Genomic DNA, 23,889 nt, shown 5'->3' with positions numbered 1-23,889 from the left:
GAACCTTAACACTGTCTTGATGTTGCTCCGGCTGTTCGGTCACCCGCACAGCTCACCACTGGTGTAAGACCCATGAACGGATCTAGTTTTGGCACTCAGCGACTTCGAGTGCTAACTCGCATCGTTTGAGTGGCGCCGAGCGCCCTGTCCCTGCTTCTCAAATACTTATGGCAGCTGTTTCCCTCAGCGTCTCCACCGTTAAGCCTCTTGGAGACCGCGTCTTCGTAAAAATCTCTGAATCCGAGGAGAAAACTGCAGGCGGCATCCTTCTTCCCGATACAGCAAAAGAAAAGCCTCAAGTGGGCGAAGTTGTTCAGGTTGGTCCTGGTAAATCCAATGACGATGGCAGTCGTCAGGCCCCTGAAGTCGGTATTGGCGACAAGGTTTTGTACAGCAAGTACGCCGGCACTGACATCAAGCTTGGTAGCGACGAGTACGTGCTTCTGTCCGAGAAAGACATCCTCGCTGTTGTGGGCTGACCGCAAAACCTCTGAGTTTTATCTCAGAAATCACTGAATTTTCCTCTTAAAACTTTTTAATCGCCTCTTATGGCTAAGCGCATTATTTATAACGAGAACGCTCGCCGTGCTCTCGAAAAAGGCATCGACATTCTTGCCGAAGCTGTCGCAGTAACCCTCGGTCCAAAAGGCCGCAATGTGGTACTCGAGAAAAAATTTGGTGCTCCCCAGATCATCAATGATGGAGTCACGATCGCTAAAGAGATCGAGCTTGAGGATCACATCGAAAACACCGGTGTTGCTCTCATACGTCAGGCTGCATCCAAAACCAACGATGCTGCTGGAGATGGCACAACAACTGCCACCGTTTTGGCTCATGCCATGGTGAAAGCAGGCTTGCGCAATGTGGCAGCCGGCGCTAACGCAATCACTTTGAAGAAGGGTATTGATAAGGCTTCCGATTTCTTGGTTGGAAAGATTCAAGAAAATGCAAAGCCGATTGCAGACAGCAACGCAATTGCTCAGGTTGGCACAATCTCCGCCGGCAATGACGAAGAAGTTGGCAAGATGATTGCTGACGCCATGGATAAAGTTGGCAAAGAAGGCGTGATTTCTCTTGAAGAAGGGAAATCCATGGAGACCGAGCTTGAGGTCACTGAGGGTATGCGTTTCGATAAGGGTTATATCTCCCCTTATTTCGCAACAGACACGGAGCGGATGGAAGCGGTTCTTGATGAGCCTTACATCCTCTTAACCGACAAAAAGATCGGATTAGTACAAGATTTGGTTCCTGTGCTTGAGCAAATTGCTCGCACTGGAAAGCCTCTTCTGATCATTGCTGAGGATATCGAGAAAGAAGCTCTCGCCACCTTGGTAGTGAACCGCTTGCGCGGTGTGCTCAATGTGGCAGCCGTGAAGGCTCCTGGTTTCGGTGATCGCCGCAAGGCAATGATCGAAGATATGGCAGTCCTGACCAACGGTCAGTTGATCACGGAAGATCAAGGCCTGAAGCTCGAAAACGCCAAGCTGGAGATGTTGGGTACTGCCCGTCGCGTTACCATCAACAAAGACACCACCACCATTGTTGCCGAAGGCAATGAGGTTGCTGTAAGCACGCGTTGCGAGCAGATCAAGAAGCAGATGGATGAGACCGATTCCACCTATGACAAAGAGAAGCTTCAGGAGCGTCTTGCCAAATTGGCTGGTGGCGTTGCTGTTGTGAAGGTGGGAGCAGCCACCGAGACCGAGATGAAGGACAAGAAACTTCGTCTCGAAGATGCCATCAACGCCACTAAAGCAGCCGTTGAGGAGGGCATCGTTCCTGGTGGTGGTACAACCTTGGCTCACATGGCACCAGCCTTGGAGGAGTGGGCAGCCTCCAACCTGTCCGGCGAGGAGTTGATCGGTGCCAACATCGTGGCCTCAGCGTTGACTGCTCCTCTGATGCGCATCGCTGAAAATGCTGGCGTGAACGGTGCTGTCGTTGCTGAAAACGTCAAGTCCAAGTCCTTTAACGAGGGCTACAACGCGGCCAACGGCGAGTATGTCGACATGCTTTCTGCAGGCATTGTTGATCCTGCCAAGGTGACTCGTTCAGGTTTGCAAAATGCTGCTTCGATCGCTGGCATGGTGTTAACCACAGAATGCATCGTGGCTGATATGCCAGAGAAGAAAGAAGCTGCTGCTGCTGGTGGCGGTATGGGCGGCGACTTCGACTACTAAGAGCTGGTTCCCGGCCCTGATTTCAGCCCCCTTTGAAACGGGGGCTTTTTTAATGGATGGGTTGACAACCTTTGCGTTTTTCATGGTTAAACGTTGGTTCCGTGAGTTCACTGATTTTTTCTTCCAGAAGGGCAACGCCTTGAATTTGGCGATTGCCGTAGTGGTGGGAACGCAGTTTCAGCAAGTTGTGGATGCTCTTACGCAAGATCTGCTGATGCCCTTGTTGAATCCGTTGATTCGCAATGGTGGTTGGGAGGAATGGGTGCTCCCCTATGCCGGCGGGGAGCTGCTTCTTGGCAAAGCGATGAACGTGTTGCTCAATTCTTTGATTGTGGGTTGGGTTCTCTTTTTGATTGTGAAAGCGATCAACAGATCCCAGCGACTGACCTCACGTGGGCTCGATCAGATACGCAGCGTGATTCCCTCAGAGGCTGAAACCTGATCAGAGTCGACCGATTCACGAAAGCTCTTTGAAAATGTTCAGAGTGAACAGTTTGGGTGCTTTGGTTTGCAACGGTATCGATGAATACAAAAAAACTTTGTTGTCGTCTCGTCTTCGTCGATTCCTCATCGCCTTATTGGTGGTGCCAGCGCTTCAGCTCTTAAGCGCTGCCTTGCTTCCTGCCTACGCCGGAGATACGGCACTTTTGGCAGCAGACAACACCCTGATCCTGACGTCTTCGGCTTTGGTGCTGTTGATGACGGCTGGTTTGGCGTTTTTCTACGGCGGGTTCGTCCAGTCTCGGAATGTACTCAACACGATGGCGATGAGCTTCGTGATGATGGGGCTTGCCACTTTGGTGTGGGTCACCTTTGGGTTCAGTCTGGCGTTCTCCGATGGGGGTGCCTTGCAAGCTGTTGTGGGTAATCCGTTCTCCTTTGCATTGTTGGAGAACGTGCCACCGGTTTGGGATGGACTCGCGATTCCCGGTCTCACCTTTGCGCTCTTTCAGGGCATGTTCGCGATCATCACTCCCGCTTTGATCTCGGGTGCTCTGGTGGAGCGGATCAGTTTCAAGTTTTGGTGTGTGTTCAGCCCTGTTTGGTTGTTGCTGGTCTATGCCCCTCTCGCTCATATGGTTTGGGGTGGGGGCTTCCTTGGTAAAGATCTTGATTTTGCGGGTGGAACGGTGGTTCATATCAGTTCTGGAGTTTCGGCTTTGGTGCTCGCTGGGCTGATCGGCTGCCGCCGTCAGTGGCCTCACTCCGTGCGGCCACCCCACGATGTCAGTCAGATTCTTCTGGGAACAGGTCTGCTCTGGTTTGGTTGGTTTGGTTTCAACGGTGGAAGTCAGCTGGCAGTTGCCGGTGCAGAATTGCCATTTACGACAACGCATATTTCGGCTGCTGCAGGCTTGGTGGCTTGGTCTTTGATTGAGACTTGGAGGAGCGGTAAGCCCACCGTTGTTGGTATGGCCACAGGTGCTGTAGCTGGTTTGGTTGGTGTGACCCGGCTGCCGGGTTTGTAACCCCTGGTGCGGGGATGGCAATCGGGGTCATTACTTCGTTGTTTTGCTTCGCCTCAGTTCAAGTCAAGGTGAGGCTTCGATTTGATGATTCTCTCGATACCTACGCGGTCCATGGTGTAGGTGGCACGATTGGCGCGCTGTTAACGGGTGTGTTTGCCAGTTCTGAATTAATTGCTGGGCATCCAGCTGCCAAAGTGCTGGCAGAACAGGGAAGGGGTGCTTTGATCGTTGGACAACTTCAAGCCGTGTTAGTTGCGTATGGACTGGCAGCGATTGGCACGTTCTTGATCGCTTTTGTTTTAAGGGGGCTGGGCCTGCGATTCCGGGTGACAGAAGAAGCGGAAAACTTGGGGATTGATGTGGAGGCCCATGGAGAAGAAGCCTATGCCGAACGGGTTGGATCTCCTCAGTTCCAATGAAATCGATATAGCAGCTAGCTGTTCCTCTACTCATTGAGTGATGAATATCTAAGGCCAATAAATGCCTTGGGTATTTATCGCTGTTTTGGAAGATTGCGGTGCAGACTTGTGAAAACAGAATTAAATATCACTTGATTTAATCTGGTTTTGTTGCCTTTATGTTTTCTTGTAGGCCGCTTGTTTGATTTTAAAGGGATTGTGAACGGTGAAGGTGAATTGCCTCAATGGAACTCGAATTAGCCGAGCCAGCCTGCACTCAAAATGACAGCTAAGGCTAGAAAAAATGAGAGTGTTGTCCAGGTAATGCGATCGAGCGTTGCTTCTGCACTGCTAGAGCTGGTGAACGATGAGCTTCCACTTGCCGCAATCCCTCCCATTCCATTCCCTTTGGGACTGTGCAAGAGAACAAGAAGAATCAGAACGGCGCCACTGCCGATCCAAACCCAAGAGAGAACAGTTGTAAGCATGTCTAGATCTTACTTAAACGGGTTGGGGCAGTTTGGTCGTGGCTGGCGCAGAGGCTTCGATCGGTTCAATCAAGGAGGTGCCCGTCATGGCTTCGGGTTTGTCCAAATTGAGTAGCTGAAGAAGCGTTGGCGCTATGTCGGCCAGCCCCCCATTCTCACGGAGGCGAATTGAATTCCCGAACCCTGGAACCTTGCGTTTCTCTCCCTCGATCAAGATCACGGGTACAGGATTGGTGGTGTGTGCCGTCCAGGCTTGACCATCCGGTCCTTGCATCCGTTCAGCATTCCCATGGTCTGCAGTGATCAATAAGGTGCCACCCATGCGCCCCACGGCATCCAGAAGTTTGCCGATGCAGCGATCAACAGTCTCAATCGCTTGTGTAGCAGCTTCCATCATGCCGGTATGCCCCACCATGTCGGGGTTTGCGTAGTTGATCACAACGAGAGAGTGTTCACCCTGCTGGATCGCAGCAACACAGCTTTCGGTGAGAGTGTCGGCTGACATCTCAGGAGCTTGGTCGTAGGTAGCGACCCGGGGAGAGGGGACGAGGTGCCTCTTTTCTCCTGGGAGGGGTTGTTCGATTCCCCCGTTCATGAAGTAAGTGACATGGGGGTATTTTTCCGTCTCTGCTGTGCGGTACTGCTTCAGGCCGGCATCAGCGACCACCTGCCCCAAAAGCTGGTCGAGTGATTCGGGTGGAAAGACCACAGAGACCGGTAGGTCAGTTTCATATTGGGTAAATGTCACCACATCTAACGTTGGCTGATGAACGCGCCTGAAGCCTTCAAATTCCTGCAGTGAGAGGGCCTGAATAATTTGTCTGGCCCGATCTGGACGGAAGTTAAACATCAGCAACGCATCACCATCTCTAAGTGGATCGTCGGAGAAGCGAACGGGTTCTAAGAATTCATCGGTGATGCCTTTGGCATAGCTGCTGACTAATACAGACGCGGGGTCATCCTCTTGACGGTCCAAATCAGGATCGGTGAGAAGGGCATAAGCCCGCTCTGTTCTCTCCCATCGATGGTCACGATCCATCGCCCAGTAGCGCCCACAGAGACTGGCAATTCGGCCAATCCCATAGGTGCTGATTGCAGCTTGGATTTTGCTCAGATGTGTTGGTGCACTTTGGGTTGGTGTGTCTCGTCCGTCGGTGATCGCGTGGATGGCCACGTTCTTGAGACCCTCTTCTGCCGCCCATTCGAGAAGCCCACAAACGTGATCGACGTGGCTGTGGACTCCACCATCGGAGCAGAGACCAAGCAGATGGAGGGTGCCACCAGTTCTACGTAGACGTTCGGCGACTGATTGAAGAGCTGAGATACTGCCAAGTCGGCGCTCGCGCACAGTTTCACTGATACGCACCAATTCTTGACGGATGATCCGCCCGGCTCCGATGGTGAGGTGCCCTACTTCTGAATTCCCCATCTGACCGTCGGGGAGTCCCACATGGGATCCGCTCGCTTCAATAAGGGCGTGGGGATAGGCATGCCAGAGCGCATCGATGACAGGAGTTGAAGCGCTGCGGATGGCGTTGTGTTCAGCGGAGTCACAAATTCCCCATCCATCGAGGATCGCAAGAACCACAGGTGCAACGGGAGCGTTGCGGAGAAGATTTCCTTCGAGGTCGTTCGGTACGTTCACTCCGTCAATCTCAGTTCTTAAGTCCCTCTACAGAATCAAGTTACCTCCCTGCTGCCCAAAAGGTTCTGATTCTTGCCTTTCAGGTTTGCAAAAGCTGATCGTGCTGGGGAAAATCGTTCATACACTGATCGCCTTAAAAAAAAGCGATGGCTGATCGAAACGCTGGTGATGATCGGATTGAAATTCTCTCTGCGGATGAGTTGCGAAAAACCGTAACGCGTCTGGCGTCTCAGGTTTTGGAGTCTGTGCCAACCGTTGAATCTTTGGTGCTTCTGGGGATCCCAACCCGCGGCGTTCAATTGGCTGGTGTCATTGCCAGCTCCTTAAAAGATCAGAGCGGACACGTTGTGGCCACTGGCACCCTCGACCCCACCTTCCATCGTGATGATTTAGGTCGAGTGGGTGTGCGCATGGTCCAGGCCACCGACCTACCCGTGAGCGTGGAAGGAAGAGATGTTGTGCTCGTGGATGACGTTGTCTTCACGGGGCGAACCGTAAGAGCAGCGTTGGAGGCCATCCAGGCCTGGGGTAGACCACGCCGAGTTTCCTTGCTCGTGATGGTGGACCGAGGCCATCGGGAATTGCCAATTCAGCCGGATTTTTGCGGCAGGGTCGTGCCGACGCGTCGATCGGAAACCATCGAGCTGCGTCTTCTTGGCTTGGATGGAGAGGAGGGAGTTTTCCTTCGACGCGTGAATGAAAACATCCCTGAATAATCTGGCTTGCCTCAACTCGCCGAGGTCAGCTCGTCCGCGCGGAAGTGTGCCTTGTAACGGCCAAAAGCCACAACGACGGGAAGAGTTGGGCTGATTGGACGTCCCTTCCAATCGTCGAGAACCTTGAAAACCTCTCCCTCACTTCCTTCCATATCGAAACTTTCTCCACGATGTTGGGGGTGGTTGAAAACAACAACACTGGTGGAGACGACAACCTTGTCACCCGGCTGCATGGACGTCCGTTCAAGTCAGGCGATTGTCTCACGGAGAGTTGGATCAAGGTCCCTTAGTCCTTGGCCTTACACAGCGTCTCAGGGCCGTCTTCAATGATGGTTCCGCCTAGATCGCTGCAACCGGCCATAAAGGCTTCCCAAGGAGGAATTCCTTCGAGGATGTGTTTCTCCACTGCGTCGTTCAACAGATCTCTCGCCACAGTGTGAGCCGGTAAGGCTCCATGGCTCTGGTGTTCTTTCTGGTCCCTTAAATCGTCAATGGCCTGCTCTACTTCCTGACGCATGGGTTCGGCTTGGCGTTGCCACCAGGGATGATCGAGCTGGTTGAGGGCGCTGAGGGCTTCCCACCACTGATCTTGGTTCACATGCTCTCTCAGCTGTTCAAGCTGAAGGCGATTGCGATTCCAGCTTTCTTTGAGGCTGTCACTTAAGCGGCTTCCCGGTCGACCATCGTGCTTCTCTAGAGGACGAAGCATGGTCAAGGCCTCGTTTAATTGGCCCGCGCGAAATTGAGAGAGAGCTTGTTCGCGCAGCTCATTTCTCCAGAGCTTCAGCTGCTTTTGATCTTGCTCTTGTTGCTGCGGAGAGCCAACGCCTGAATTCACGAGCTGCTCTTGAAGAAGCAAAGCCTGACCTGGATCCGCTGGATCCCAAGCCTGCTTAGCCAGTCTTCGGCGACAAATGGCAAGCTCTTCAGGTGCTTTCTGCCCGAGCCAACTCAAGGCAGCTAGCTGCTCTCCGTAGCGCAAGCAGGCTGGGAGGTTATCCGTTGAGAGCGCATGACTCAATTTCCGCGGTAGCTGTTGTTCCCATAAATAAGCTCCACTGCAAATTGTTCCGACTCCACCAAGAGTCGCGATGATCCAAAAATGGGGCAGGTGGCGTCGCAGCGCCAAAATCCAAAGCCTCTTTAGACGAACTCCTTTCTATGGAGGGGAGAAAGGACTCTCAACTGTGTGTGGACGGACCGTTCACTGCACCGTTATCAGCGTGCACGGTTCGATGGCTAACCCCGTTCTTAGATCTTCTCCTCCTACGACCAGTTGAGCATCGTCATCAAGGTGAAAAGCTAGGCGCATACAGTCTTCTCCTGGTTGACCCAGTGGATCTAGCTCAAGGCGAATGGTCTTGCTCAAAAGAGGCCGAATGGTGTCCGGGACGTTGCTGTTATCCCTAACGGTTGGGAGCCCTCCGACGAACACCACTTCGTGTCGTCGGTCGCCTTGGGGTTCACCGAGTACGAGTTCAAGCTCCTCTTGATTGTGGCGGCTTGCGCTGAGGTTCAGCACTAAGGGTTGTAGAGAGGGCCATGGCTGGCCGCTTAGAAATAACGGATGCCAGTGATGGGAATTACTACGTCGATCCCAACACCGCAAATAGACACCTTTTTGAAGAAGATCTCTGATCCTTACCCCAGGGGTCAGATTGAGCGCACCAGTGGCCACCGCTTGAACGGGTGGTGGTGTCAGCAAAGGCACAGGACGCATCTTCTCTGATAACCATTGGCGCATAAGTGGAAGATGGGCTCCACCACCAACGGCGACGACGGCGTTGAGGTCTTCTGCCCTGCAGCCTTGCTGGCGGGCCGAGGCCAAGGTGCGATCGAGAAGACCTTCAAGGACCTTGAGCAATCCACGGCGCTCTAGAAGCGCGTGAAGTTGGTTGCGATTGAGCGACAAGGTGATGGGTTGTGCGAGTTCGATGCCGCTGGCTAATTCACTGAGGGTCTCCTCGTCTCCGACATCGGGGTTGCTGAGGTGGCATTTCAAACGCTCAGCTGCATTCAAAAGACTCGTCTGACTTCTCAAAATGAGTTCGGGATCGTTTGGGAGAAGGTGATCCAGGATCCAGTGATCCAGATCCCTTCCTCCAAGGGCGATCCCGGCTTTCCCTAAGACCCTTGCCGAGCGCAGAGTTTGTTTGCTGTTTTTGAGGTCTCGTCCCCGGAAGCGCAGCAGCTGTGCCAGTGGAGCTGCCCTTCCTTCGCCTCCTTCTAAGGCGACAAGGGAGAGGTCCAATGTGCCACCACCAAGATCCACCACCAACAACTTTGAGCCTGCGGGCAGTCCTGCGCCCATGGCCGCGGCTGTTGGCTCATCAACGAGCGCTACCTCTTCAACCGGAAGGCTCGTGCAGGCCTGCAACAGCCATTGCCGATAACCAAGCGCTTGATCAACCGGGGCTGTAAGCACCAGCCGCTTTACCGATAGTGTTGATGGCAGGCGTTGCCAGATCTGGTGCAAGAGAATTTCGCCAGCTTGCTCAGGGCTGAGGGGATGAGATGGCAGGTCGGATTTGTCTGCAACGCCGATCCAGCGTTTGAAGTCACGATGTAGTTCTAGAGATGTTTCATCGGTGAGTCCGCTGTCTAGGACTTGCCGTCCTACGAGAGGTTGATGATTGGCACGAGCATTGCTCCATATAAGGCTTGGAACTTCTCCCGCTCTTTGACTGATCGGTGCGAGCTCAAGGAGTTGAGGGGGGGAAGCGCTGCCATCTTGAAAGGCCACCACGGTATTGGTGCTCCCAAGGTCGATGGCAAGTGTTCCTTGAGCGGAAAGATGAAGGTTTTTCTCGTCCTTTGTGGGCTGAACCTCAGCCATGGCCATCTTGATAAGAAGTCAAGGCTACGGGGCCTAGCGATGGATCGGTTGAGACGCCTGGTGTTTTCCTTTTACAGGGAGGATCCAGAGATTGAGGCTGAGTTGCAGCCGTTGCGTGATTGCCGCATGTCCCGTAGTTGGGGATGCATTCGAATTGAGTGCATGGATGGCCAACACCTTGAAGAGGTGAGTGGTTTGATGACGCACCTGAGACGTCCACTCCTCGCGATGGGCTTAGGCCGCCAGATCGTTTTGCGAGTACCCGGTCGCCCCCAGCGGGCTTATCCGATGCAGGTTCCGTTTCACAGCGATTTGCTCACTTAGAGTGAAGTGTCGATGATTAGACAGAAATGATTTCTGCAGGTGTGGACTCAAAGGACCTCGCGAAGCGGGGTGAAAGTTTGATTCGTCAGTCCACCAATCGTTATCTAACAACAGTCAAGATCGCTTTTCGCGCGAAGCAACGTCGTTTTGACGACTTTGATGGCCTCCTCGAAGAATCAAGTGTGAAGCCGGTCCATCGTGCAATTGTTGAGCTCTCCGATGAGCAAGATCAGCCCGATCTATTGCCTGGATGATCCAACAGGAGGGGCCTGGCTGGCGTCTCGCCCGTGACTTAAGACGAAACGGCTTTCCCTTCCTTATTGGAGGGGAGTTTTGGGCCGTCGAGCTGACTGAGATGGAAGCAAAAGGGCTGCATGCCCTTCTCATCGGGCTTGACCAACAACACAAGCTGATCCGTGATCAGTTGATGGAGGAGGAATCCATCACTCTGGAGTTGGACCAGCAGGAGTGGTGGGGATGTCTTGAAGGCACCCGAGATCGCTGGGGCCTTCAGGTGGTGCTTCAAGGCAATGGGATGCAGCGGCGAGGACTGGAGGGTTCTTGGCCTCCTCCCGCCGCCCAAGCTTTCTTAGCTGCTTTAAGAACAGTGTGGGATTGAACATCTGATTAGTTGGTCTAATCAATCAGTCTTTATTTATTTCTCCACGAAGATGCAGGGCAAACTGCACAGCTTTTCCACAGGGTGGCGCGTGATTTTTGAGTTGCGAGCTTCATCCTGTGGAAAAACATAAGTTCTTGGGAATGTGTGGTATTGGCCGAGTGCGGTGCGCGGGTTCCCTGAGTAAGGCCTAAAGCCAGTTCCACACTGCGTTTGTGGCATGAATCTCGTGGAGAGAGTGGTTGCTGATTGGTGAATTCGCCTCTCTTGGTGGCCCCTTGTGCTTGTGGAGAACAGGCCATAGATTCCGGCGTGGTGATGAAGGAGACCGGAGTGGTTCAAGGCCAATTGGAGACCGATCAGATTGTTGATTCCGCAGCAGTGCTTGCGGTCGAAGCAGCGCCTGAACTGGTTCAGGGCGACGACGTCGTTAGCTTTCAAGCGGAGATGCCTTTGCCTTTGCACCAGGCAATGGCTGACTTTATTGAGCGTTGCCCAAATTGGGATCAGTACCGACTTGTTCAGGCTGCATTGGCTGGATTTCTTGTTCAGAACGGTGCCGACTCCCGAGAGCTCACCCGTCTCTACGTCGGCAACATGTTCCGTCGTGACTCTCTTCGCCACGGTGTTTGAGTCCGGCAGCTCGCCATCAATAGAAGGGCGCTAAACGGAAGGCTGAAGAGCAGCCCGAGGCTCGCAGCCATGAGACCAAGCAAGTTGATGCCTAAAAGAAGTCCTAGTAAGGCCAACACTTTGAGGCGATTGACTTGAAAAAGTTTGCGACTGTGTTCCATCGCTCGGAGTGGGCGATATCCGTGATGGATCAGTAATGGAACGGAGAGGAGTTGGCCAATCAGCCAGATGGCGATACCGACACCACCCAACATGACAACCAAGCTGGCGAGAACACCGCTGTGGGGTGCCAAAAATCGACTCAAAAGGCGAATTGAACTGATTCCACCAATGCCGATAAGGACCTCTAAAACCACAAGGCCGCAGGTCTGCTTCAGCATCCAAAGAAATCGACGTCTTGCAGTGGGTTGCTCTGGGTCTCGATCCAATCCCCCGGGTAGGTGTTCGTCTGCCAGCTGCAGCAGAGCTAACAGGGGGGCTAGCGGAACAAGTGCTGCCATGACGAGCACAAGATCGCCGGTATATCGAACGAAGCTATGACTACTGAGTTGGAGATCTCGTGCGACCACACCTAGGCCCATCAGGCAGGTCAGCATCAATGCTGTGAGCCCGATGAAGGACCAGGGAGCTTTCTTAAAGCCGATCCAGGCCCTTGGAATAATGGTGGCAATCGGCAGTCGCTCAGCAGAAATGCCTATGAGCGGATCATTGAAGTGGTCCAAGTCTTCTTAATAAATCCATCGCGATTTCTGTGTCAACCGGAAGAATAGAAAGTCGATTCCCGCGACGAACAACAGTTAGTTCATCTGCTTGGTACGACTCGCGCAGATCATCAAGGGTCAACATGTCAGAAAATTGACCGCGATAGGCGAGTTTTACGCAATCCCAGCGTGGAGAATCCTGCTTGGATGCAGGGTCGTAATATTTAGAGTTAGTATCAAACTGCGTTGGATCGACGAGTCCAGTTTCAGTGACTTCCATCAGACCCACAATCCCCGGTGGCTTGCAATTGGAGTGATAGAAAAAAGCCTGATCTCCGACTTTCATCTTTCTCATGAAGTTACGGGCTTGGTAATTTCTAATTCCATCCCATAAGGTGACTTTCTCATTCCTCAAATGTTCAATGCCATAAACATTTGGCTCGCTTTTCATAAGCCAATAGGAGGAGGTAGTCATCATAAGAGGCTTGAGAGTGAGGAATGCTGGAAGTGCATTGGAAAGATTGCATTCAAGGCCGTCCTCGAAGATTGCCTTGTGAGCCATGCAATTTTAGCTGTCAACCTTAACGATGCCAGTGTGGGTGGATTTAGTGGCTGACTGTCCAGAGAAGAGTCGTTTGGTCCTGCGCGTTTGGCCTTACGCCTTGGGCATGTGGACTGATTTTTAGAACAGGAATATTTCTGGTGAATGGATCAATAATGGCTCTCTGCTTGATGGCAACATCAGTTTTGGCGTTCTCCCTTGTCCTCTGATTGATGGTGGTGAATTGATTCCAGTGGTGATTTGTTGCCACCGTTGTTTGTGTTGTTGCTAAGTCCTTCCGGGATTTTGCTTCGTAATGGAAAGATTCGCTGGCTTGGAAGATGTCGATGATTTGTTTTGATCACGGTTCAGCTTCCATCGCTACGTTCATTGCTCCCACGATCTCGTTCTTCGATTGGTCATTTGTGCATAGTCTTATTGTTGGCCTAATGAACGGATTGCTGGATCAGCTTTTTGGAGTTGATGGCTCCACGCTGATTGAGCGTTTCTTCACTCAGTAATTGATGAATCTGGAATTTCTTGTTGCCATGTATTGCAAGTTTTCCAGCTTCTTTTGATGCTCATGATTGCCGCATGGCTTTCGTATAACGGGAAGAGTTACTCCAGGCGACATTAGGATGATCATTGCTCACCCTTTCGTCGCAATCTAGTTTGTTTTTTTTGATCAATAAGACCACGTTTTAATGGCTGGGAAGGTTTTGGCTCTTTTAAAGGGATTGTCTGTACTGAGCACAGGTGGTTTCGACTGGTTCAAATCTCTGGCCGTTTTCATTGGGTTGAAGTCCTAGGCGGTCGAGTGCTTCAACGGCGTCAATTTTGTCAGCGTTGTATAGAGCGCAGGTTTGTTGGTCTCTGGCTCCCTGCGAGCCGCAAGACATCAAGAGGCTCGTGAGGGTAAGGGGAAGAAGTTGTTTTAACATTTTTATTGAACGCGTTTAGTGCATTTGCCTGGTTCGGTTTGGAGTTTCAAAATAATTCTTGGTCGTGCGACAAAAGGTTGTATGAAGCAGGTAATGAGCTGTTGGTGATTCCTGGTGTGGGGTTTTTGATTGTTTGAATTGGTCTCAGATTATGAAAGTCAATATTGGATGAACTGTTGCTTCGGTGGGCTTTTGATTGGTGCTGGATTAGTCTGCTTGCGTCAATTGGTCGCGGGTGTGTTTCTGCATTATCTCCCTAAAATAATTTCCTCGGGCTTCGAAATCCTTGTATTGGTCGAAGCTTGCACAGGCTGGCGATAACAGGAGAGACGCAGCATTCCTGTTTCTCCCCTGCTCGATTGCTGCCGCCACAGCATCCGCCATGGTTGGGTGAGACGTCACGTCTCCTGTATAGCCGGAGTTGCGAATTAGCCCCAATAAAATATCTCGGTCGCTTCCAAAGAGGGCGATCGAACATACCTTGTCGTGTAGTAATTGCAGCCATCCACTGGCATCACCTTGCTTGGATAATCCACCAGCAAGTAACGCGATCGGGCTAGGCACGGCTTGAAGGGCAACGGCTGCCGCGTCGTAATTCGTGGCTTTGCTGTCGTTGAACACGTTCATGCCGTGGAGCGATCCCAGACTCTCTAGGCGATGTGGTACTCCCGGGAAGCTGCGCAACCCACGCTCGATCGCTTGTGCTTCTAATCCAGTTTGCAGGGCAGCTGCCGTAACGAGCAGCATATTTTGGCGATTGTGTTCGCCAAGCATGGCGAGCGCATTGGCTGGAAAGAGTGCACCTTTTTTGCTGCAAACAAAACCTTCTGGATTAATCCAAAGCTCAAGATTTGAAGGCTCACATTTGTTTTGTGCAGAGCTAATCCACTGGGCGTCTGGCCAGTCAGCATGCCTGCTTTGAAGATCAGCGTCGTCGGCATTGAGAACGGCATGCTCGGAGCGCTGAAGCAGCCCTTTTTTGATGTCTCTGTAGGCATCCATGGAGCCGTGGCGTTCCAAATGGTCAGGAGTCAGAGTGGTCCAAATACCGATGGTTGGTCTTACTTCAATCGCTGATTCAATTTGATAACTACTCATCTCCATCACGATCCAGTCCGGTTTGGTCTGGGCTGGATCCATACACTGCAGCCCTAATTCGGCGGCGGAATCGCCCACATTTCCGGCCATTGGCGCATACAGTCCAGCTTGGTTCAGAACGTGATGCAGCAAATGCGTCACGGTGGTTTTGCCGTTTGTGCCTGTGATTCCAATCCAAGGGCACTTGCAGAGGGCTTGCCATGCCACGGCCATTTCACCTCTCACGGTGACACCGTGATCTCGAAGCTGCATCAAGGTGGGATGGTCCCAGGGGATCCCTGGGCTGATCACGACTTGCTCAATTTGATCCAACCAGCGCTGAAAGCTGGAGAACTCCAGAGGGCATCCCAACTCGGTTTGAATGCCTTGATCTCTCAGTTGTTGCGCCTTGAATTGTTGTGCGGGACCGTCGTCCCTTTCGAGCACAACGACGTGATGGCCTTGAGCATGAAGGAGGCGCGCTGCGCCGACCCCGGAGCGGCCAAGCCCCACGATCAAGCTGCATGCCATTGTCCAACTCCTGTCCCTAAAGGGAAGTGGGCGATACTGGAATCGAACCAGTGACCCCTACCGTGTCAAGGTAGTGCTCTACCTCTGAGCTAATCGCCCCCAGCTCTCAAATTTGTCCTTTGAGATGGGTGGTTGATGAATGGCTCAACCAGGCACTGAAGTTAGCAGTTGGAGTGCCGTTTTAATCCACTTCACTCACTGGCGGAGGATGTCAACGCGCCATCGCTCGCGTTTTGTGCGTTCGATGTTCATGACCTCGATGCTGCCTCTGTCTTGAAGTTGCAGGCGGTCTCCCACTTTTAAATCGCGACTTGCCAGCCGTACCGGTTCCCAGTTGAGCCGCAAGCGCCCCTCTTTGATTTGTTTGACGACTTTCGATCTGGAGATGCCAAACCCTGCAGAGGCAATGGCATCAAGACGGCATGAGGCTTCAACGCTGCTCAACCGGCGAGCGACTCTCTGAACAGGCCATTGCAATCCTTCAAGTGGCAGGGATTCGCAGGTGATGATCACCTCGCGAAGGCTGCCTTGTTGCCCTTGAAGCACGGCCGCGGCTTCTGGTGTGCAAATGGCCTGGGCACCTCTATCTCCACGAATCCATAGATCACCGAGGGACTCGTCAGCCACCCCGATGCGATGCAGAGCAAGACGCATCTCATCGGGCGATGTTGGATCGAACAGGAAATTCCCCTCCACATTGAGACCAGCTAGAGGGCAATGGGGCTCAGGATCTGGGGAGGCTGCATGTTGAATGAGCAACCGTTTGCGCTCTGCTCCTGGGTAGCCGCCATCACGGCTGATCTTCAGCTCTGCAAGTGACTCCAGCTGATTGGCATCTTCCAGCATTAAAGCTGAGAGAAAGGGACTCCATCGTGGTTGCCAGGTCCGCAGAACATCTTCAGCTAGGTCGATCAACGCAGCCATCGTTGTGGGATGCCTGCAGGACCGAAGTAGATTTTCGCGCGGAAGGCTCACAGTTCGCTGAGACGAACCACTTGTTGTGGACGTGCTTTTTGGACGGTTTGCCAAGGCAATTCCATCCCAGGCCTCGTTTCTAAGAGCAGTAGCCAGCAGCCTTCGAGGTTTCGATTGCGCAGGATCCTGACGCCGTCCTCGTTTTCAGACGGGACACTGGCTGCTGCTGCATAGCTACCCATGAGGCCTGCCCCCATTCCGAGCAGTCCTCCAATAAAGGTTGCTCCCCATGGTCCAAAGCTTGCAAAGGTGTCGAGCGTGGTGATCTGGGTAAAGGTGCAACCGGCGAAAAACCCGAAGGGCATCAACCAGCGCGCCATCGACTTCTGACGTCGACGGCGCGCCAGGCTGGGGTTGAGCAGGTCGACATCGTCCATCACCTCTGCAGGCAAATCAGAATCAGAGATGGATTGTTGTTCCTGTGGTTCGGATCCTTCCCTGGGGGCGGGTGCCACGAGGGCGACGCGAAGCAATGGCGTGCCTTGGTCTTGGAGCGACAGACGAAGACGGTCGGCAGCAGTGCGCTCATTGAGTACCAGAACGCAAACGGGCATGAAACAACAGCAGCCGAATCATCATTCTCTCTCGGAACAGTTGCTCTTGGAGCCGATTCTTTTAGAACTGTTCGGGCTGGAAGACAGTTGGGGAAGAACCTTCGGGTTGATCTCTACAGTTAATGGTGGCTTTCTTCCGCCGCTGGATGACAAAAGTTCTCGTTTCAGACCCCATTGATCAGGCGGGGCTCGACATCCTTGGCCAAGTGGCTCAAGTGGATGAGCGCATTGGATTGTCATCGGAAGAGCTCAAATCGATCATTGGTGATTACGACGCCCTAATGATCCGTTCAGGGACCCAGGTCACAGCGGATGTGATTGAGGCTGCTGATCGGTTGCGGATCATCGGTCGTGCCGGCGTGGGGGTCGACAACGTGGATGTGCCAGCGGCTACGCAACGCGGGGTGTTGGTGGTGAATTCACCCGAGGGCAACACGATCGCAGCGGCAGAGCATGCGCTTGCGATGTTGCTATCGGTGTCTCGTCACGTGCCTCAAGCCCATGGCTCGATGCGTTCAGGGGCTTGGGATCGCAAAAAATATGTCGGGAATGAGCTCTATAAAAAACTTCTCGGCGTGGTGGGGTTAGGCAAGATTGGGTCACACGTTGCTCGCGTCGCAAAAGCGATGGGCATGGAGGTGATCGCATTTGATCCATTCATCTCTGCAGAGCGTGCGCAGCAGATGCAAGTGCGGCTCACCACTCTGGAAGCGCTGTTCCAGCAGGCCGATTACATCACTCTGCACATTCCTCGAACACCCGATACCGAAAATCTGGTGAATGCCGAGCTGCTGCGCACGATGAAAAGTACGGCACGGATTGTGAATTGTGCACGTGGTGGAATTGTTGATGAGCCTGCGATCGCGGAAGCCATTGAATCCGGGGTGATCGCCGGGGCAGGTTTGGATGTGTTTGCGTCTGAACCGCTAGCTCAGGACTCACCCCTGCGCGCCGTGGAGCGAGGACTTGTCTTGACTCCTCATCTCGGAGCATCCACCGAAGAGGCTCAAGAAAATGTGGCGGTGGATGTCGCCGAACAAATTCGTGATGTCTTGCTGGGGCTGCCTGCCCGTAGCGCCGTGAATATCCCTGGGCTCAGTGCCGAGATCATGGAGCGCCTCAAGCCCCATCTCCAACTAGCGGAGACCCTCGGTTTGCTGGTGAGCCAACTCAGTGGTGGTCAGATTCAGGAGTTGGAGGTGCGCTTGCAAGGTGAATTCGCCAGCCACCCCTCACAACCTCTTGTGGTTGCTGCTCTTAAGGGCTTGCTGAGCACGGCGTTGGGAGATCGGATCAACTATGTGAATGCATCGCTGGAGGCCAAAGGCCGCGGCATTCACGTGCTTGAAATTAAGGACGATGCCAGTCGCGATTTTGCAGGTGGGTCGCTGCAGCTCACCACGCGCGGTGGTCAGGGAGGTCACAGCGTGACCGGTGCGGTGTTCGCAGACGGTGATTTGCGTGTGACCAGTATTGATGAATTCCCCGTGAATGTTCCGCCTAGTCGTCACATGCTGTTCACTAGGCACCGCGACATGCCAGGCATCATTGGCCACCTTGGCTCTCTTCTTGGAGAGCACAACGTCAACATTGCCTCCATGCAGGTTGGGCGTCGAATCGTCCGTGGTGATGCCGTGATGGTTCTCAGTATTGATGACCCGATTCCGCCTGCTCTCTTAACTACCATCCACGGCATTAACGGCATTCAGGAAGCTCACCCCGTCACGTTGTGATGTGGTGGCGCCTCTCCCTTCCTCTGCCTCCCGTCCTTGAGGAGTCTCTCCTTTGGAAGTTGGAGTCCCTTGGGCTGCATCGTTTGGCTGTTCAACATGCCCCAGAGTCGCCAGATCAGCGCACGTTGCTCGCATGGCTACCGGCATCTGAGTGGCCGCAGGATCAACGTAAGCAGTTGCTGAACAGTCTTCGCCCGATGGCGGACACGTTCGGACTTGCCTTGGCAGACCCGCTTTGGGAGGAGCTGGCCGACGAAGACTGGAGTCTCAGTTGGAAAAAGCACTGGCAACCGGATCCTGTGGGTCAGCGCTTGTTGATCCTTCCTGCATGGCTAGAGGTTCCCGAGGAGCACGCCCACCGCTTGGTTTTGAAAATGGACCCAGGAAGTGCTTTTGGGACAGGAAGTCATCCCACCACCCGCCTCTGTCTTGAAGCTCTTGAGGCGATGCCGCCACACCACCAGCGGGTGGCCGATTTGGGCTGTGGGAGTGGAGTTTTGGGCTTGGCGTCCTTGGCGCTTGGCGCGGATGAGGTTTTAGCTGCCGATACCGATTCACTCGCGGTTCGAGCAACGACAGATAACGCTGCTCTCAATGGTTTGAAGGCTGCGCAACTCCGCGTTAGCCATGGATCGATCGACAAGCTTGCGACTTTGTTGAATGGAGACGCGGCGGATTTGCTCCTTTGCAACATCCTGGCTCCGGTGATCGAGGCTTTGGCTCCTCAGTTCACTTCTGTGCTCAAGTCCAATGGTCGAGGACTTTTAAGTGGCCTTTTGTTGGATCAAGCACCTCGGCTGATCGAGGTTTTGGCTGAATGTGGCTGGCAGGCAGAGCTGATCGGGGAACAAGGACGCTGGGGATTGCTCGAAATCAAGCGCATTTTTTGATAAGTCCTTCTTATTGATGCTCCGTCTTTGATTGGGCTTGAATGGAAAACCCTGATGAATCCCGTATCAAGGCGTCTGTCCGATATAGAAAGGACCGGTCCAGCAGATTCAGATCGATCCGATCTCTGCGCATTACATCCATCCATGGCTTCTTATAAGGTCACCCTGGTCAGCGAGAGCGAAGGCCTCAACAAGACCATCGAAGTTCCTGACGATCAGTACATCCTCGATGCTGCTGAAGAGCAAGGTATCGATCTTCCCTATTCCTGCCGTGCAGGCGCTTGTTCCACTTGCGCAGGCAAAATCACTGCAGGCACTGTTGATCAGTCCGACCAGAGCTTCCTGGACGACGACCAGATTGAAGCTGGTTTCGTTCTGACCTGCGTGGCTTACCCCACCTCTGATTGCACCATCAAGACTCACGCTGAAGAAGAGCTCTATTGAGCCCTTTAGCTTTGAGTTGAGGACGCCCATGGGCGCGATCGCTTTGCCACCCTTGCGGGTGGCTTTTTAATGTGAGTACGGCTCTTAGGCTTTGGTCATTTCCGTGACACCTGTTTCTGCCCTTCGTTCTGATGTTCAGGCACTGATGGAGCATGGATCGGTGCATGCCAGTCCAGGCGGACAGTACAGCTTTCGGGTGATTGGTCCCTGTTGTCGTTTGTTTGATCGTGAGGAGCTGCCCTGGCCCTGTTGTCGCTTGGCTTGGCGAAGCAAGGAGCCGAGTTGGCGCAGGGTGGGGCGCCGGTTCGTACCGGATTTGGCCTCGAGGCGCTGCCCCTCGTATTCCGTTGAGTTGCTCCAGCCCGGCTCTCGTCCTACAGCTACGCTTCTAACTCTTTTCTCGATGCGTTTGACACCTGAGTTGCAGGAGTGGTGGTATAGCCGTTTACCAAAATCAATGGTCGATTTGAATGACACACCCCCGGAGCCTTTTGTTGAAGAAAGGCGGTGAAACGACTCTTCTAGCCAGGCTTTATTATTCGGATTAGATGTTGTGAAGAGAGATGAGTTTGATCATTGTTATGCTTTTGAAACTTATTTGCTATTGAATTGTTTCTGCCATCAGCCGATGTCATACATTCTGTGATGTATAGGGTTGATTGTTGTCGATGTTTTTTATTTTGATAAGCCCATTGGAGGCGGCTCTGATGCCGTAACTCTGGCCTTTGCAAAAAAACTAATTTTTCTCTTTGAGGATAAAGTAAAGAGGCATGGCTTGTCCTCAGATTGTTGTTAATTGCTGTCTTGGTTTGTTAGCTCTTCTGTGATGGTAAGGTTGATGTCTGAATGCTGAAGCCTGAGATTAATTAACTCCTGGTATTCTTTTGATTCGTATGCAGTGACTGCTTTCTCTTTTGAATCAAACTCAACAACAATATTCACTGAGCCGGGAGTCCCTTCCCGTACATCAGTTTGAAGATCGCGAATGAGTAAGCGTGCGCCCACTGTTGGTAGCCAAGCATTGAACTTGTTAATGAAGGGAACCATTCCCAAGGGGGTGTGAATAGTGCCAGTCACAACCCAATATCCTTTTGCCATGGAATTAAAGTTTGGAAAAACATAATTTCTCTCAGGTCCAGTAGGCGTGCCCGAAAGGGACTGAGAGGAATTATGCAGTGCTATGAACGAAAAGTATTTTAACAGGTCTAAGAATTCTGTGAATCTTCCTTTCCTTTGGCTGAGAGATTTTCTTGTCTGGAGAGGAACATATCCTGCGTGCAAAACAAAGGATATGTTCCTCTGATTCGCTTCCTTAAGAAGAAAACGCGCTATAGGCAATCGTGACAATGATTCGGGTTACTTCGATGATGCCGGCAATTGTAAGAACAGTTGCTGATTTTCTGATCCATGCTGCAGGCTTTCCTCTCTTCAGGATCAGGTTTGCTCCTGAGAAATTCAGTTTTGATGCATGCGGGAAGGCAATGCTCTCTGCTTTCCCTGTTTTTAAGCCTTGGCTCAGCTTTGAGCTGATGCCTATGGCTTTATCGCTGTAGGCATATCCAAGACAGATCGCAGCCGTTCTGTTGAATGCTGATTGAGCTGATCCTGCTTGCGAAAGCCAAGACCTCATGTAAGGAACTGTATGCCGTCCGAATGTTTCTGCATATTCTGCTGAGTCCAGCATTGAATCAATCACAGCATGATGCCCGTTCGCCGCTTGGATCTCAATGTTTTTTGTGATCTCACGTTGATCATGAGGTGTTCTGCCTAAAATATGTTTGAAATCAAGCTCAATCGTTCTTTCTGGTGAGCATTTGTCGTAGAAATTTTTCTTGTAGAAATCAGATTTTGCGAGCCCGCGCACGAAATCTTGAATCGAAATGCGACCATCTTTTAATTGTGCTTCAAGAGAAGAGGATCTCTCGTTGTCCATGACATGTGCATTTCCATAGACGTGTTGATAGGCAGCGCTTATCGCTTTCTCCAGTGCCTCCGGAGAGATGTCTGGAAATTCCTCGAAAGTGACTTTAGTCCCGCATTGATCGTGAAGGCGAGGGCCGATAGCTAGTTTCATTCCTTCGCACTGTCTTCGCTGGAATTCGCTATTGCATAGTGCTGCGGACTGGGATGATTTAGTCTGTCCACTCTTAAATGAGATAGAAGGCTTCGTTTCGCGTTCACCGCCAAAGCTTGTGATGACTGACGTGGAGGACAGCATTGTTGAAGAGACTCCAAATTCCTTTCGGTAGAATTTATCTTGAATGGGTTGTAATATTAGGCAATCTGATTAAAATTTTTTGTTTCGCAAGGTAGTAACATTTTATTTAAGACAAGTTAATAGATGTTTATTGCCTTTCCGTTTTTGCCTTTGATGGGATCTCTTTTTTTGCGGTCGCTCTCTTCAAGGTTTGGGATTCTTTTGTCGCTGGCTTGCATGCGTTATCTATGCATAAATAAAGAGCCTCAGGGAAGCCCTGAGGCTCTTTGCTGATTCTTTTTGTGGAGTAATTATCTAATCAAAAGATTAGAAGTAAATTTTTCCGCCGCCCCAATCGACACCCAAGACTTTGGGAGCCACCAGGATGTATCCAGACATCAGGCGAAGATCTTCATCGGTGAGATCACGCATTGCGGGATAGAGGTCGCGGCTGCGCATGCTGGGATGTAAATCGGCAATGCTGTATTCCCCGTCATAGGACGTGGGGTCTTGGAGGTAATCCACGAGAGACGCAACGTTGTCACGGGCTGGAGTGGCCAGCGCAAGCGTTTCAGTATCCAGGCCCACATTCTGGTTGGTTTTGGTGATGCCGCCGGCATGGCAGGTGCCGCAGCTGACGTTGAACACCTTCCGCCCTGTCTTGATTTCCTGCTCACTGAAAGTGACCAGGGCGCCATCGCCGTCAGCTGGCACCGTGAGGGTCTCGGCATCCCACTGGGCGGCCTGGGCGGGGGTACTGATCATCAGTCCAAGCAGCACTGGCAGGGCGATCAGCAGTCGATTCAATGATCGACGCAATGTGGAGAAAAAAGAGGCCATGAAAGATGTCAGAGACTGACGTAGACAGCGCACCAAGTCCTTGTATCACGGGGTGGGATGCGGATGAGGCACTAGAGGGTCTAGTGATCACGAACTGTTGCAGCGCGCGACCGCTCATTTCGAGGGATTCACGTCCACATTGAGGAAATCCCTGGCCAAAATTGTGTTCGGGAAAATGGCACTAGCCTCGGCGACTAAATCGTCTGCTGTGACTGCGTTTCCAGGGGCATAGCGAGGGCTGAGGTGGGTCAGTGCCAACTGCTTAACACCGGCTTCCGCAGCGGTCTGGGCCGCCATGGTGCTTGTGGAGTGTTGCCTCTTGAAAGCCATGTCGGCTTCGGCATGGGAAAAGGTCGACTCATGGATCAGGAGGTCGGCGCCCTGAGCCAACTGCACAGCTGCTTCGCAGAAGACGGTGTCGGTGCAATACACAACGCTTACACCAGGTTGTTCTGGCCCGCATAAGGTCCTGCCATCGATGGTTCGACCGTCGTCCAGCGTGACCGATTCGCCGCGCTTCAGAGCTGCATAGACAGGCCCCGGCGGGATCTGTAGCTCTCGCGCCTTGTCGATATCAAAGCGACCTGCCCTTGGTTTTTGTTCGGCTCGATAGGCGTAGGCAGGAACGCGATGGTTGAGAGGGGCCGCGGTCACGATCAGATCGTCGTCTTCAAACACAACGGTGTTCTGTTCCGCTGCTTCGCGCACGCGATGGATTGCAAGCGGATAGCCGATGCGGGTCGAACTCGTGCGCAGAACCCCTTGGAGATAGGCATCCAAGGGGTCAGGGCCGTAGAGGTCCACCCCGTTGCTTGTGCTGCCAAGCCCCAAACTTGCCAACAGCCCTGGGAGGCCAAAGACATGGTCACCATGCATATGGGTGATAAACACCCTCCTCAGTTGGGAAAGGCGCAAGTCACAGCGCAAAAATTGATGTTGGGTTCCTTCTCCGCAGTCGAACAACCACAGTTCTGATCGCTGTGGCAAACGCAGCGCCACAGACGAAACATTGCGACCACGAGTGGGTACGCCTGAACTGGTTCCAAGAAAGGTGACCTGCACGTCTCAACGCGCTTAACCGTCAAATCTGCCATGGGGACCTAGCCGCTTCCGAATCATCAGGTCACACTGAGCTGCCTGGTTCTGCTTGCAGTGAT

27 protein-coding genes, 1 tRNA gene and 1 pseudogene are annotated in these 23,889 nt (G+C 52.6%); 14 read left to right on the top strand and 15 right to left on the bottom strand.

From position 1 onward, the window contains the following. Positions 1–167: 167 nt before the first annotated feature. From groES to SYNC_RS10445, 4 genes and pseudogenes are all read left to right on the top strand, one after another. Complete coding sequence (groES, locus tag SYNC_RS10460) at positions 168–479, top strand: co-chaperone GroES (RefSeq protein WP_011620192.1); 312 nt, start codon at positions 168–170, stop codon at positions 477–479. Positions 480–548: 69 nt separating this feature from the next. Continuing rightward, entirely contained in the window at positions 549–2,180 is a 1,632-nt protein-coding gene (gene groL / locus SYNC_RS10455; protein ID WP_011620191.1) for a chaperonin GroEL, read from the top strand. Positions 2,181–2,262: 82 nt separating this feature from the next. Beyond that, the gene (locus tag SYNC_RS10450) at positions 2,263–2,622 is read left to right on the top strand and encodes an MscL family protein (protein WP_041427090.1); all 360 of its coding nucleotides are present in this window, start codon (positions 2,263–2,265) and stop codon (positions 2,620–2,622) included. 34 nt (positions 2,623–2,656) lie between these two features. Beyond that, a pseudogene (locus SYNC_RS10445) lies at positions 2,657–4,068 on the top strand (ammonium transporter). Between the two features lie 236 nt (positions 4,069–4,304). Here the strand turns inward: SYNC_RS10445 and secG are convergent. Together secG and gpmI are read right to left on the bottom strand one after the other, a co-directional pair. Continuing rightward, a complete protein-coding gene (gene secG / locus SYNC_RS10440) occupies positions 4,305–4,535 on the bottom strand; it encodes a preprotein translocase subunit SecG (RefSeq protein ID WP_011620186.1) in 231 nt (76 codons plus the stop codon). 13 nt (positions 4,536–4,548) lie between these two features. After that, complete coding sequence (gene gpmI, locus SYNC_RS10435; RefSeq protein WP_011620185.1) at positions 4,549–6,180, bottom strand: 2,3-bisphosphoglycerate-independent phosphoglycerate mutase; 1,632 nt, start codon at positions 6,178–6,180, stop codon at positions 4,549–4,551. A 146-nt stretch (positions 6,181–6,326) separates the two neighbouring features. Here gpmI and pyrR point away from each other — a divergent pair, with 146 nt between their 5' ends. After that, positions 6,327–6,896 carry a bifunctional pyr operon transcriptional regulator/uracil phosphoribosyltransferase PyrR gene (gene pyrR / locus SYNC_RS10430; RefSeq protein ID WP_011620184.1) on the top strand — a complete coding sequence of 190 codons (570 nt, stop codon included), beginning with the start codon at positions 6,327–6,329 and terminating at the stop codon, positions 6,894–6,896. 11 nt (positions 6,897–6,907) lie between these two features. On the opposite strand, the gene SYNC_RS10425 is transcribed toward pyrR, so the two are convergent. The 3 genes from SYNC_RS10425 to SYNC_RS10415 all read right to left on the bottom strand — a co-directional run bounded on the left by SYNC_RS10425 (position 6,908) and on the right by SYNC_RS10415 (position 9,732). Then, positions 6,908–7,129 carry a ferredoxin-thioredoxin reductase variable chain gene (locus SYNC_RS10425; RefSeq protein WP_011620183.1) on the bottom strand — a complete coding sequence of 74 codons (222 nt, stop codon included), beginning with the start codon at positions 7,127–7,129 and terminating at the stop codon, positions 6,908–6,910. A 53-nt stretch (positions 7,130–7,182) separates the two neighbouring features. Beyond that, on the bottom strand, positions 7,183–8,025 hold the full coding sequence (locus SYNC_RS10420) for a hypothetical protein (RefSeq protein WP_011620181.1): 843 nt from the start codon (positions 8,023–8,025) through the stop codon (positions 7,183–7,185). Positions 8,026–8,100: 75 nt separating this feature from the next. Next, positions 8,101–9,732 (bottom strand): Hsp70 family protein, encoded by a 1,632-nt coding sequence (locus SYNC_RS10415; RefSeq protein WP_041427089.1) that lies wholly within the window; start codon positions 9,730–9,732, stop codon positions 8,101–8,103. Between the two features lie 39 nt (positions 9,733–9,771). Between SYNC_RS10415 and SYNC_RS10410 the strand changes: the two genes are divergently transcribed. From SYNC_RS10410 to SYNC_RS15275, 4 genes are all read left to right on the top strand, one after another. Next, positions 9,772–10,056 (top strand): hypothetical protein, encoded by a 285-nt coding sequence (locus tag SYNC_RS10410; RefSeq protein WP_011620179.1) that lies wholly within the window; start codon positions 9,772–9,774, stop codon positions 10,054–10,056. 26 nt (positions 10,057–10,082) lie between these two features. Further along, positions 10,083–10,310: a DNA-directed RNA polymerase subunit omega gene (locus SYNC_RS10405; RefSeq protein WP_011620178.1), complete on the top strand. Its 228-nt coding sequence runs from the start codon at positions 10,083–10,085 to the stop codon at positions 10,308–10,310. Then, positions 10,307–10,675: a DUF1818 family protein gene (locus tag SYNC_RS10400; RefSeq protein ID WP_011620177.1), complete on the top strand. Its 369-nt coding sequence runs from the start codon at positions 10,307–10,309 to the stop codon at positions 10,673–10,675. Before SYNC_RS10405 ends, SYNC_RS10400 begins: the two co-directional genes overlap by 4 nt. Positions 10,676–11,008: 333 nt before the next feature. Then, positions 11,009–11,308 carry a DUF2811 domain-containing protein gene (locus tag SYNC_RS15275; protein ID WP_011620176.1) on the top strand — a complete coding sequence of 100 codons (300 nt, stop codon included), beginning with the start codon at positions 11,009–11,011 and terminating at the stop codon, positions 11,306–11,308. On the opposite strand, the gene SYNC_RS10390 is transcribed toward SYNC_RS15275, so the two are convergent. The 6 genes from SYNC_RS10390 to SYNC_RS10355 all read right to left on the bottom strand — a co-directional run bounded on the left by SYNC_RS10390 (position 11,260) and on the right by SYNC_RS10355 (position 16,628). Continuing rightward, positions 11,260–12,030, bottom strand: a complete 771-nt coding sequence (locus SYNC_RS10390) for a hypothetical protein (RefSeq protein WP_011620175.1) — start codon at positions 12,028–12,030, stop codon at positions 11,260–11,262. The genes SYNC_RS15275 and SYNC_RS10390 overlap by 49 nt on opposite strands. Next, positions 12,014–12,484 (bottom strand): EVE domain-containing protein, encoded by a 471-nt coding sequence (locus tag SYNC_RS10385; RefSeq protein ID WP_011620174.1) that lies wholly within the window; start codon positions 12,482–12,484, stop codon positions 12,014–12,016. Before SYNC_RS10385 ends, SYNC_RS10390 begins: the two co-directional genes overlap by 17 nt. 1,214 nt (positions 12,485–13,698) lie before the next feature. Continuing rightward, on the bottom strand, positions 13,699–15,099 hold the full coding sequence (murD, locus tag SYNC_RS10370) for a UDP-N-acetylmuramoyl-L-alanine--D-glutamate ligase (RefSeq protein WP_011620169.1): 1,401 nt from the start codon (positions 15,097–15,099) through the stop codon (positions 13,699–13,701). Positions 15,100–15,126: 27 nt separating this feature from the next. Continuing rightward, positions 15,127–15,198 (bottom strand) — tRNA-Val (locus tag SYNC_RS10365). A 96-nt stretch (positions 15,199–15,294) separates the two neighbouring features. After that, complete coding sequence (locus tag SYNC_RS10360; RefSeq protein WP_011620168.1) at positions 15,295–16,074, bottom strand: photosystem II S4 domain protein; 780 nt, start codon at positions 16,072–16,074, stop codon at positions 15,295–15,297. After that, positions 16,071–16,628 carry a hypothetical protein gene (locus SYNC_RS10355; protein ID WP_011620167.1) on the bottom strand — a complete coding sequence of 186 codons (558 nt, stop codon included), beginning with the start codon at positions 16,626–16,628 and terminating at the stop codon, positions 16,071–16,073. The genes SYNC_RS10360 and SYNC_RS10355 overlap by 4 nt, the downstream gene beginning before the upstream one ends. On the opposite strand from SYNC_RS10355, the gene SYNC_RS14385 reads away from it, so the two are divergent. The 5 genes from SYNC_RS14385 (at position 16,627) to SYNC_RS10335 (ending at position 20,206) form a co-directional block, all read left to right on the top strand. Beyond that, entirely contained in the window at positions 16,627–16,806 is a 180-nt protein-coding gene (locus SYNC_RS14385) for a hypothetical protein (RefSeq protein ID WP_148201896.1), read from the top strand. The genes SYNC_RS10355 and SYNC_RS14385 overlap by 2 nt on opposite strands. Next, positions 16,775–18,361: a phosphoglycerate dehydrogenase gene (gene serA / locus SYNC_RS10350; protein ID WP_011620166.1), complete on the top strand. Its 1,587-nt coding sequence runs from the start codon at positions 16,775–16,777 to the stop codon at positions 18,359–18,361. The genes SYNC_RS14385 and serA overlap by 32 nt, the downstream gene beginning before the upstream one ends. Then, positions 18,361–19,251 carry a 50S ribosomal protein L11 methyltransferase gene (prmA, locus tag SYNC_RS10345; protein WP_041426682.1) on the top strand — a complete coding sequence of 297 codons (891 nt, stop codon included), beginning with the start codon at positions 18,361–18,363 and terminating at the stop codon, positions 19,249–19,251. Before serA ends, prmA begins: the two co-directional genes overlap by 1 nt. Positions 19,252–19,395: 144 nt before the next feature. Continuing rightward, a complete protein-coding gene (locus tag SYNC_RS10340) occupies positions 19,396–19,695 on the top strand; it encodes a ferredoxin (RefSeq protein WP_006043345.1) in 300 nt (99 codons plus the stop codon). A 145-nt stretch (positions 19,696–19,840) separates the two neighbouring features. Beyond that, on the top strand, positions 19,841–20,206 hold the full coding sequence (locus tag SYNC_RS10335) for a hypothetical protein (RefSeq protein WP_041427087.1): 366 nt from the start codon (positions 19,841–19,843) through the stop codon (positions 20,204–20,206). A gap of 281 nt (positions 20,207–20,487) precedes the next feature. On the opposite strand, the gene SYNC_RS10330 is transcribed toward SYNC_RS10335, so the two are convergent. From SYNC_RS10330 to SYNC_RS10315, 4 genes are all read right to left on the bottom strand, one after another. Next, positions 20,488–20,793: a DUF1330 domain-containing protein gene (locus SYNC_RS10330; protein ID WP_011620162.1), complete on the bottom strand. Its 306-nt coding sequence runs from the start codon at positions 20,791–20,793 to the stop codon at positions 20,488–20,490. Between the two features lie 214 nt (positions 20,794–21,007). Further along, entirely contained in the window at positions 21,008–21,913 is a 906-nt protein-coding gene (locus SYNC_RS10325; protein ID WP_011620161.1) for a phycobilisome rod-core linker polypeptide, read from the bottom strand. A gap of 306 nt (positions 21,914–22,219) precedes the next feature. After that, a complete protein-coding gene (psbV, locus tag SYNC_RS10320) occupies positions 22,220–22,732 on the bottom strand; it encodes a photosystem II cytochrome c-550 (protein ID WP_041426681.1) in 513 nt (170 codons plus the stop codon). A 114-nt stretch (positions 22,733–22,846) separates the two neighbouring features. After that, the gene (locus SYNC_RS10315) at positions 22,847–23,794 is read right to left on the bottom strand and encodes a ribonuclease Z (protein ID WP_011620159.1); all 948 of its coding nucleotides are present in this window, start codon (positions 23,792–23,794) and stop codon (positions 22,847–22,849) included. Between the last annotated feature and the right edge of the window lie 95 nt (positions 23,795–23,889).

It is taken from the genome of Synechococcus sp. CC9311, assembly GCF_000014585.1.
Taxonomy (GTDB): Bacteria; Cyanobacteriota; Cyanobacteriia; order PCC-6307; family Cyanobiaceae; genus Synechococcus_C.
Note: the sequence above shows the minus strand (reverse complement) of the source record. Positions and strands in the feature narration are given on the sequence as shown.

Bases quoted from the DNA above. Each gene is read 5' to 3' on its own strand.
- groES (WP_011620192.1), top strand. From the start codon at position 168: ATGGCAGCTGTTTCCCTCAGCGTCTCCACCGTTAAGCCTCTTGGAGAC.
- groL (WP_011620191.1), top strand. From the start codon at position 549: ATGGCTAAGCGCATTATTTATAACGAGAACGCTCGCCGTGCTCTCGAA.
- SYNC_RS10450 (WP_041427090.1), top strand. From the start codon at position 2,263: ATGGTTAAACGTTGGTTCCGTGAGTTCACTGATTTTTTCTTCCAGAAG.
- secG (WP_011620186.1), bottom strand. From the start codon at position 4,535: ATGCTTACAACTGTTCTCTCTTGGGTTTGGATCGGCAGTGGCGCCGTT.
- pyrR (WP_011620184.1), top strand. From the start codon at position 6,327: ATGGCTGATCGAAACGCTGGTGATGATCGGATTGAAATTCTCTCTGCG.
- SYNC_RS10425 (WP_011620183.1), bottom strand. From the start codon at position 7,129: ATGCAGCCGGGTGACAAGGTTGTCGTCTCCACCAGTGTTGTTGTTTTC.
- SYNC_RS10415 (WP_041427089.1), bottom strand. From the start codon at position 9,732: ATGGCTGAGGTTCAGCCCACAAAGGACGAGAAAAACCTTCATCTTTCC.
- SYNC_RS10410 (WP_011620179.1), top strand. From the start codon at position 9,772: ATGGATCGGTTGAGACGCCTGGTGTTTTCCTTTTACAGGGAGGATCCA.
- SYNC_RS10405 (WP_011620178.1), top strand. From the start codon at position 10,083: ATGATTTCTGCAGGTGTGGACTCAAAGGACCTCGCGAAGCGGGGTGAA.
- SYNC_RS10400 (WP_011620177.1), top strand. From the start codon at position 10,307: ATGATCCAACAGGAGGGGCCTGGCTGGCGTCTCGCCCGTGACTTAAGA.
- SYNC_RS10385 (WP_011620174.1), bottom strand. From the start codon at position 12,484: ATGACTACCTCCTCCTATTGGCTTATGAAAAGCGAGCCAAATGTTTAT.
- murD (WP_011620169.1), bottom strand. From the start codon at position 15,099: ATGGCATGCAGCTTGATCGTGGGGCTTGGCCGCTCCGGGGTCGGCGCA.
- SYNC_RS14385 (WP_148201896.1), top strand. From the start codon at position 16,627: ATGAAACAACAGCAGCCGAATCATCATTCTCTCTCGGAACAGTTGCTC.
- SYNC_RS10355 (WP_011620167.1), bottom strand. From the start codon at position 16,628: ATGCCCGTTTGCGTTCTGGTACTCAATGAGCGCACTGCTGCCGACCGT.
- serA (WP_011620166.1), top strand. From the start codon at position 16,775: ATGACAAAAGTTCTCGTTTCAGACCCCATTGATCAGGCGGGGCTCGAC.
- prmA (WP_041426682.1), top strand. From the start codon at position 18,361: ATGTGGTGGCGCCTCTCCCTTCCTCTGCCTCCCGTCCTTGAGGAGTCT.
- SYNC_RS10340 (WP_006043345.1), top strand. From the start codon at position 19,396: ATGGCTTCTTATAAGGTCACCCTGGTCAGCGAGAGCGAAGGCCTCAAC.
- SYNC_RS10335 (WP_041427087.1), top strand. From the start codon at position 19,841: ATGGAGCATGGATCGGTGCATGCCAGTCCAGGCGGACAGTACAGCTTT.
- SYNC_RS10330 (WP_011620162.1), bottom strand. From the start codon at position 20,793: ATGGCAAAAGGATATTGGGTTGTGACTGGCACTATTCACACCCCCTTG.
- SYNC_RS10325 (WP_011620161.1), bottom strand. From the start codon at position 21,913: ATGCTGTCCTCCACGTCAGTCATCACAAGCTTTGGCGGTGAACGCGAA.
- psbV (WP_041426681.1), bottom strand. From the start codon at position 22,732: ATGGCCTCTTTTTTCTCCACATTGCGTCGATCATTGAATCGACTGCTG.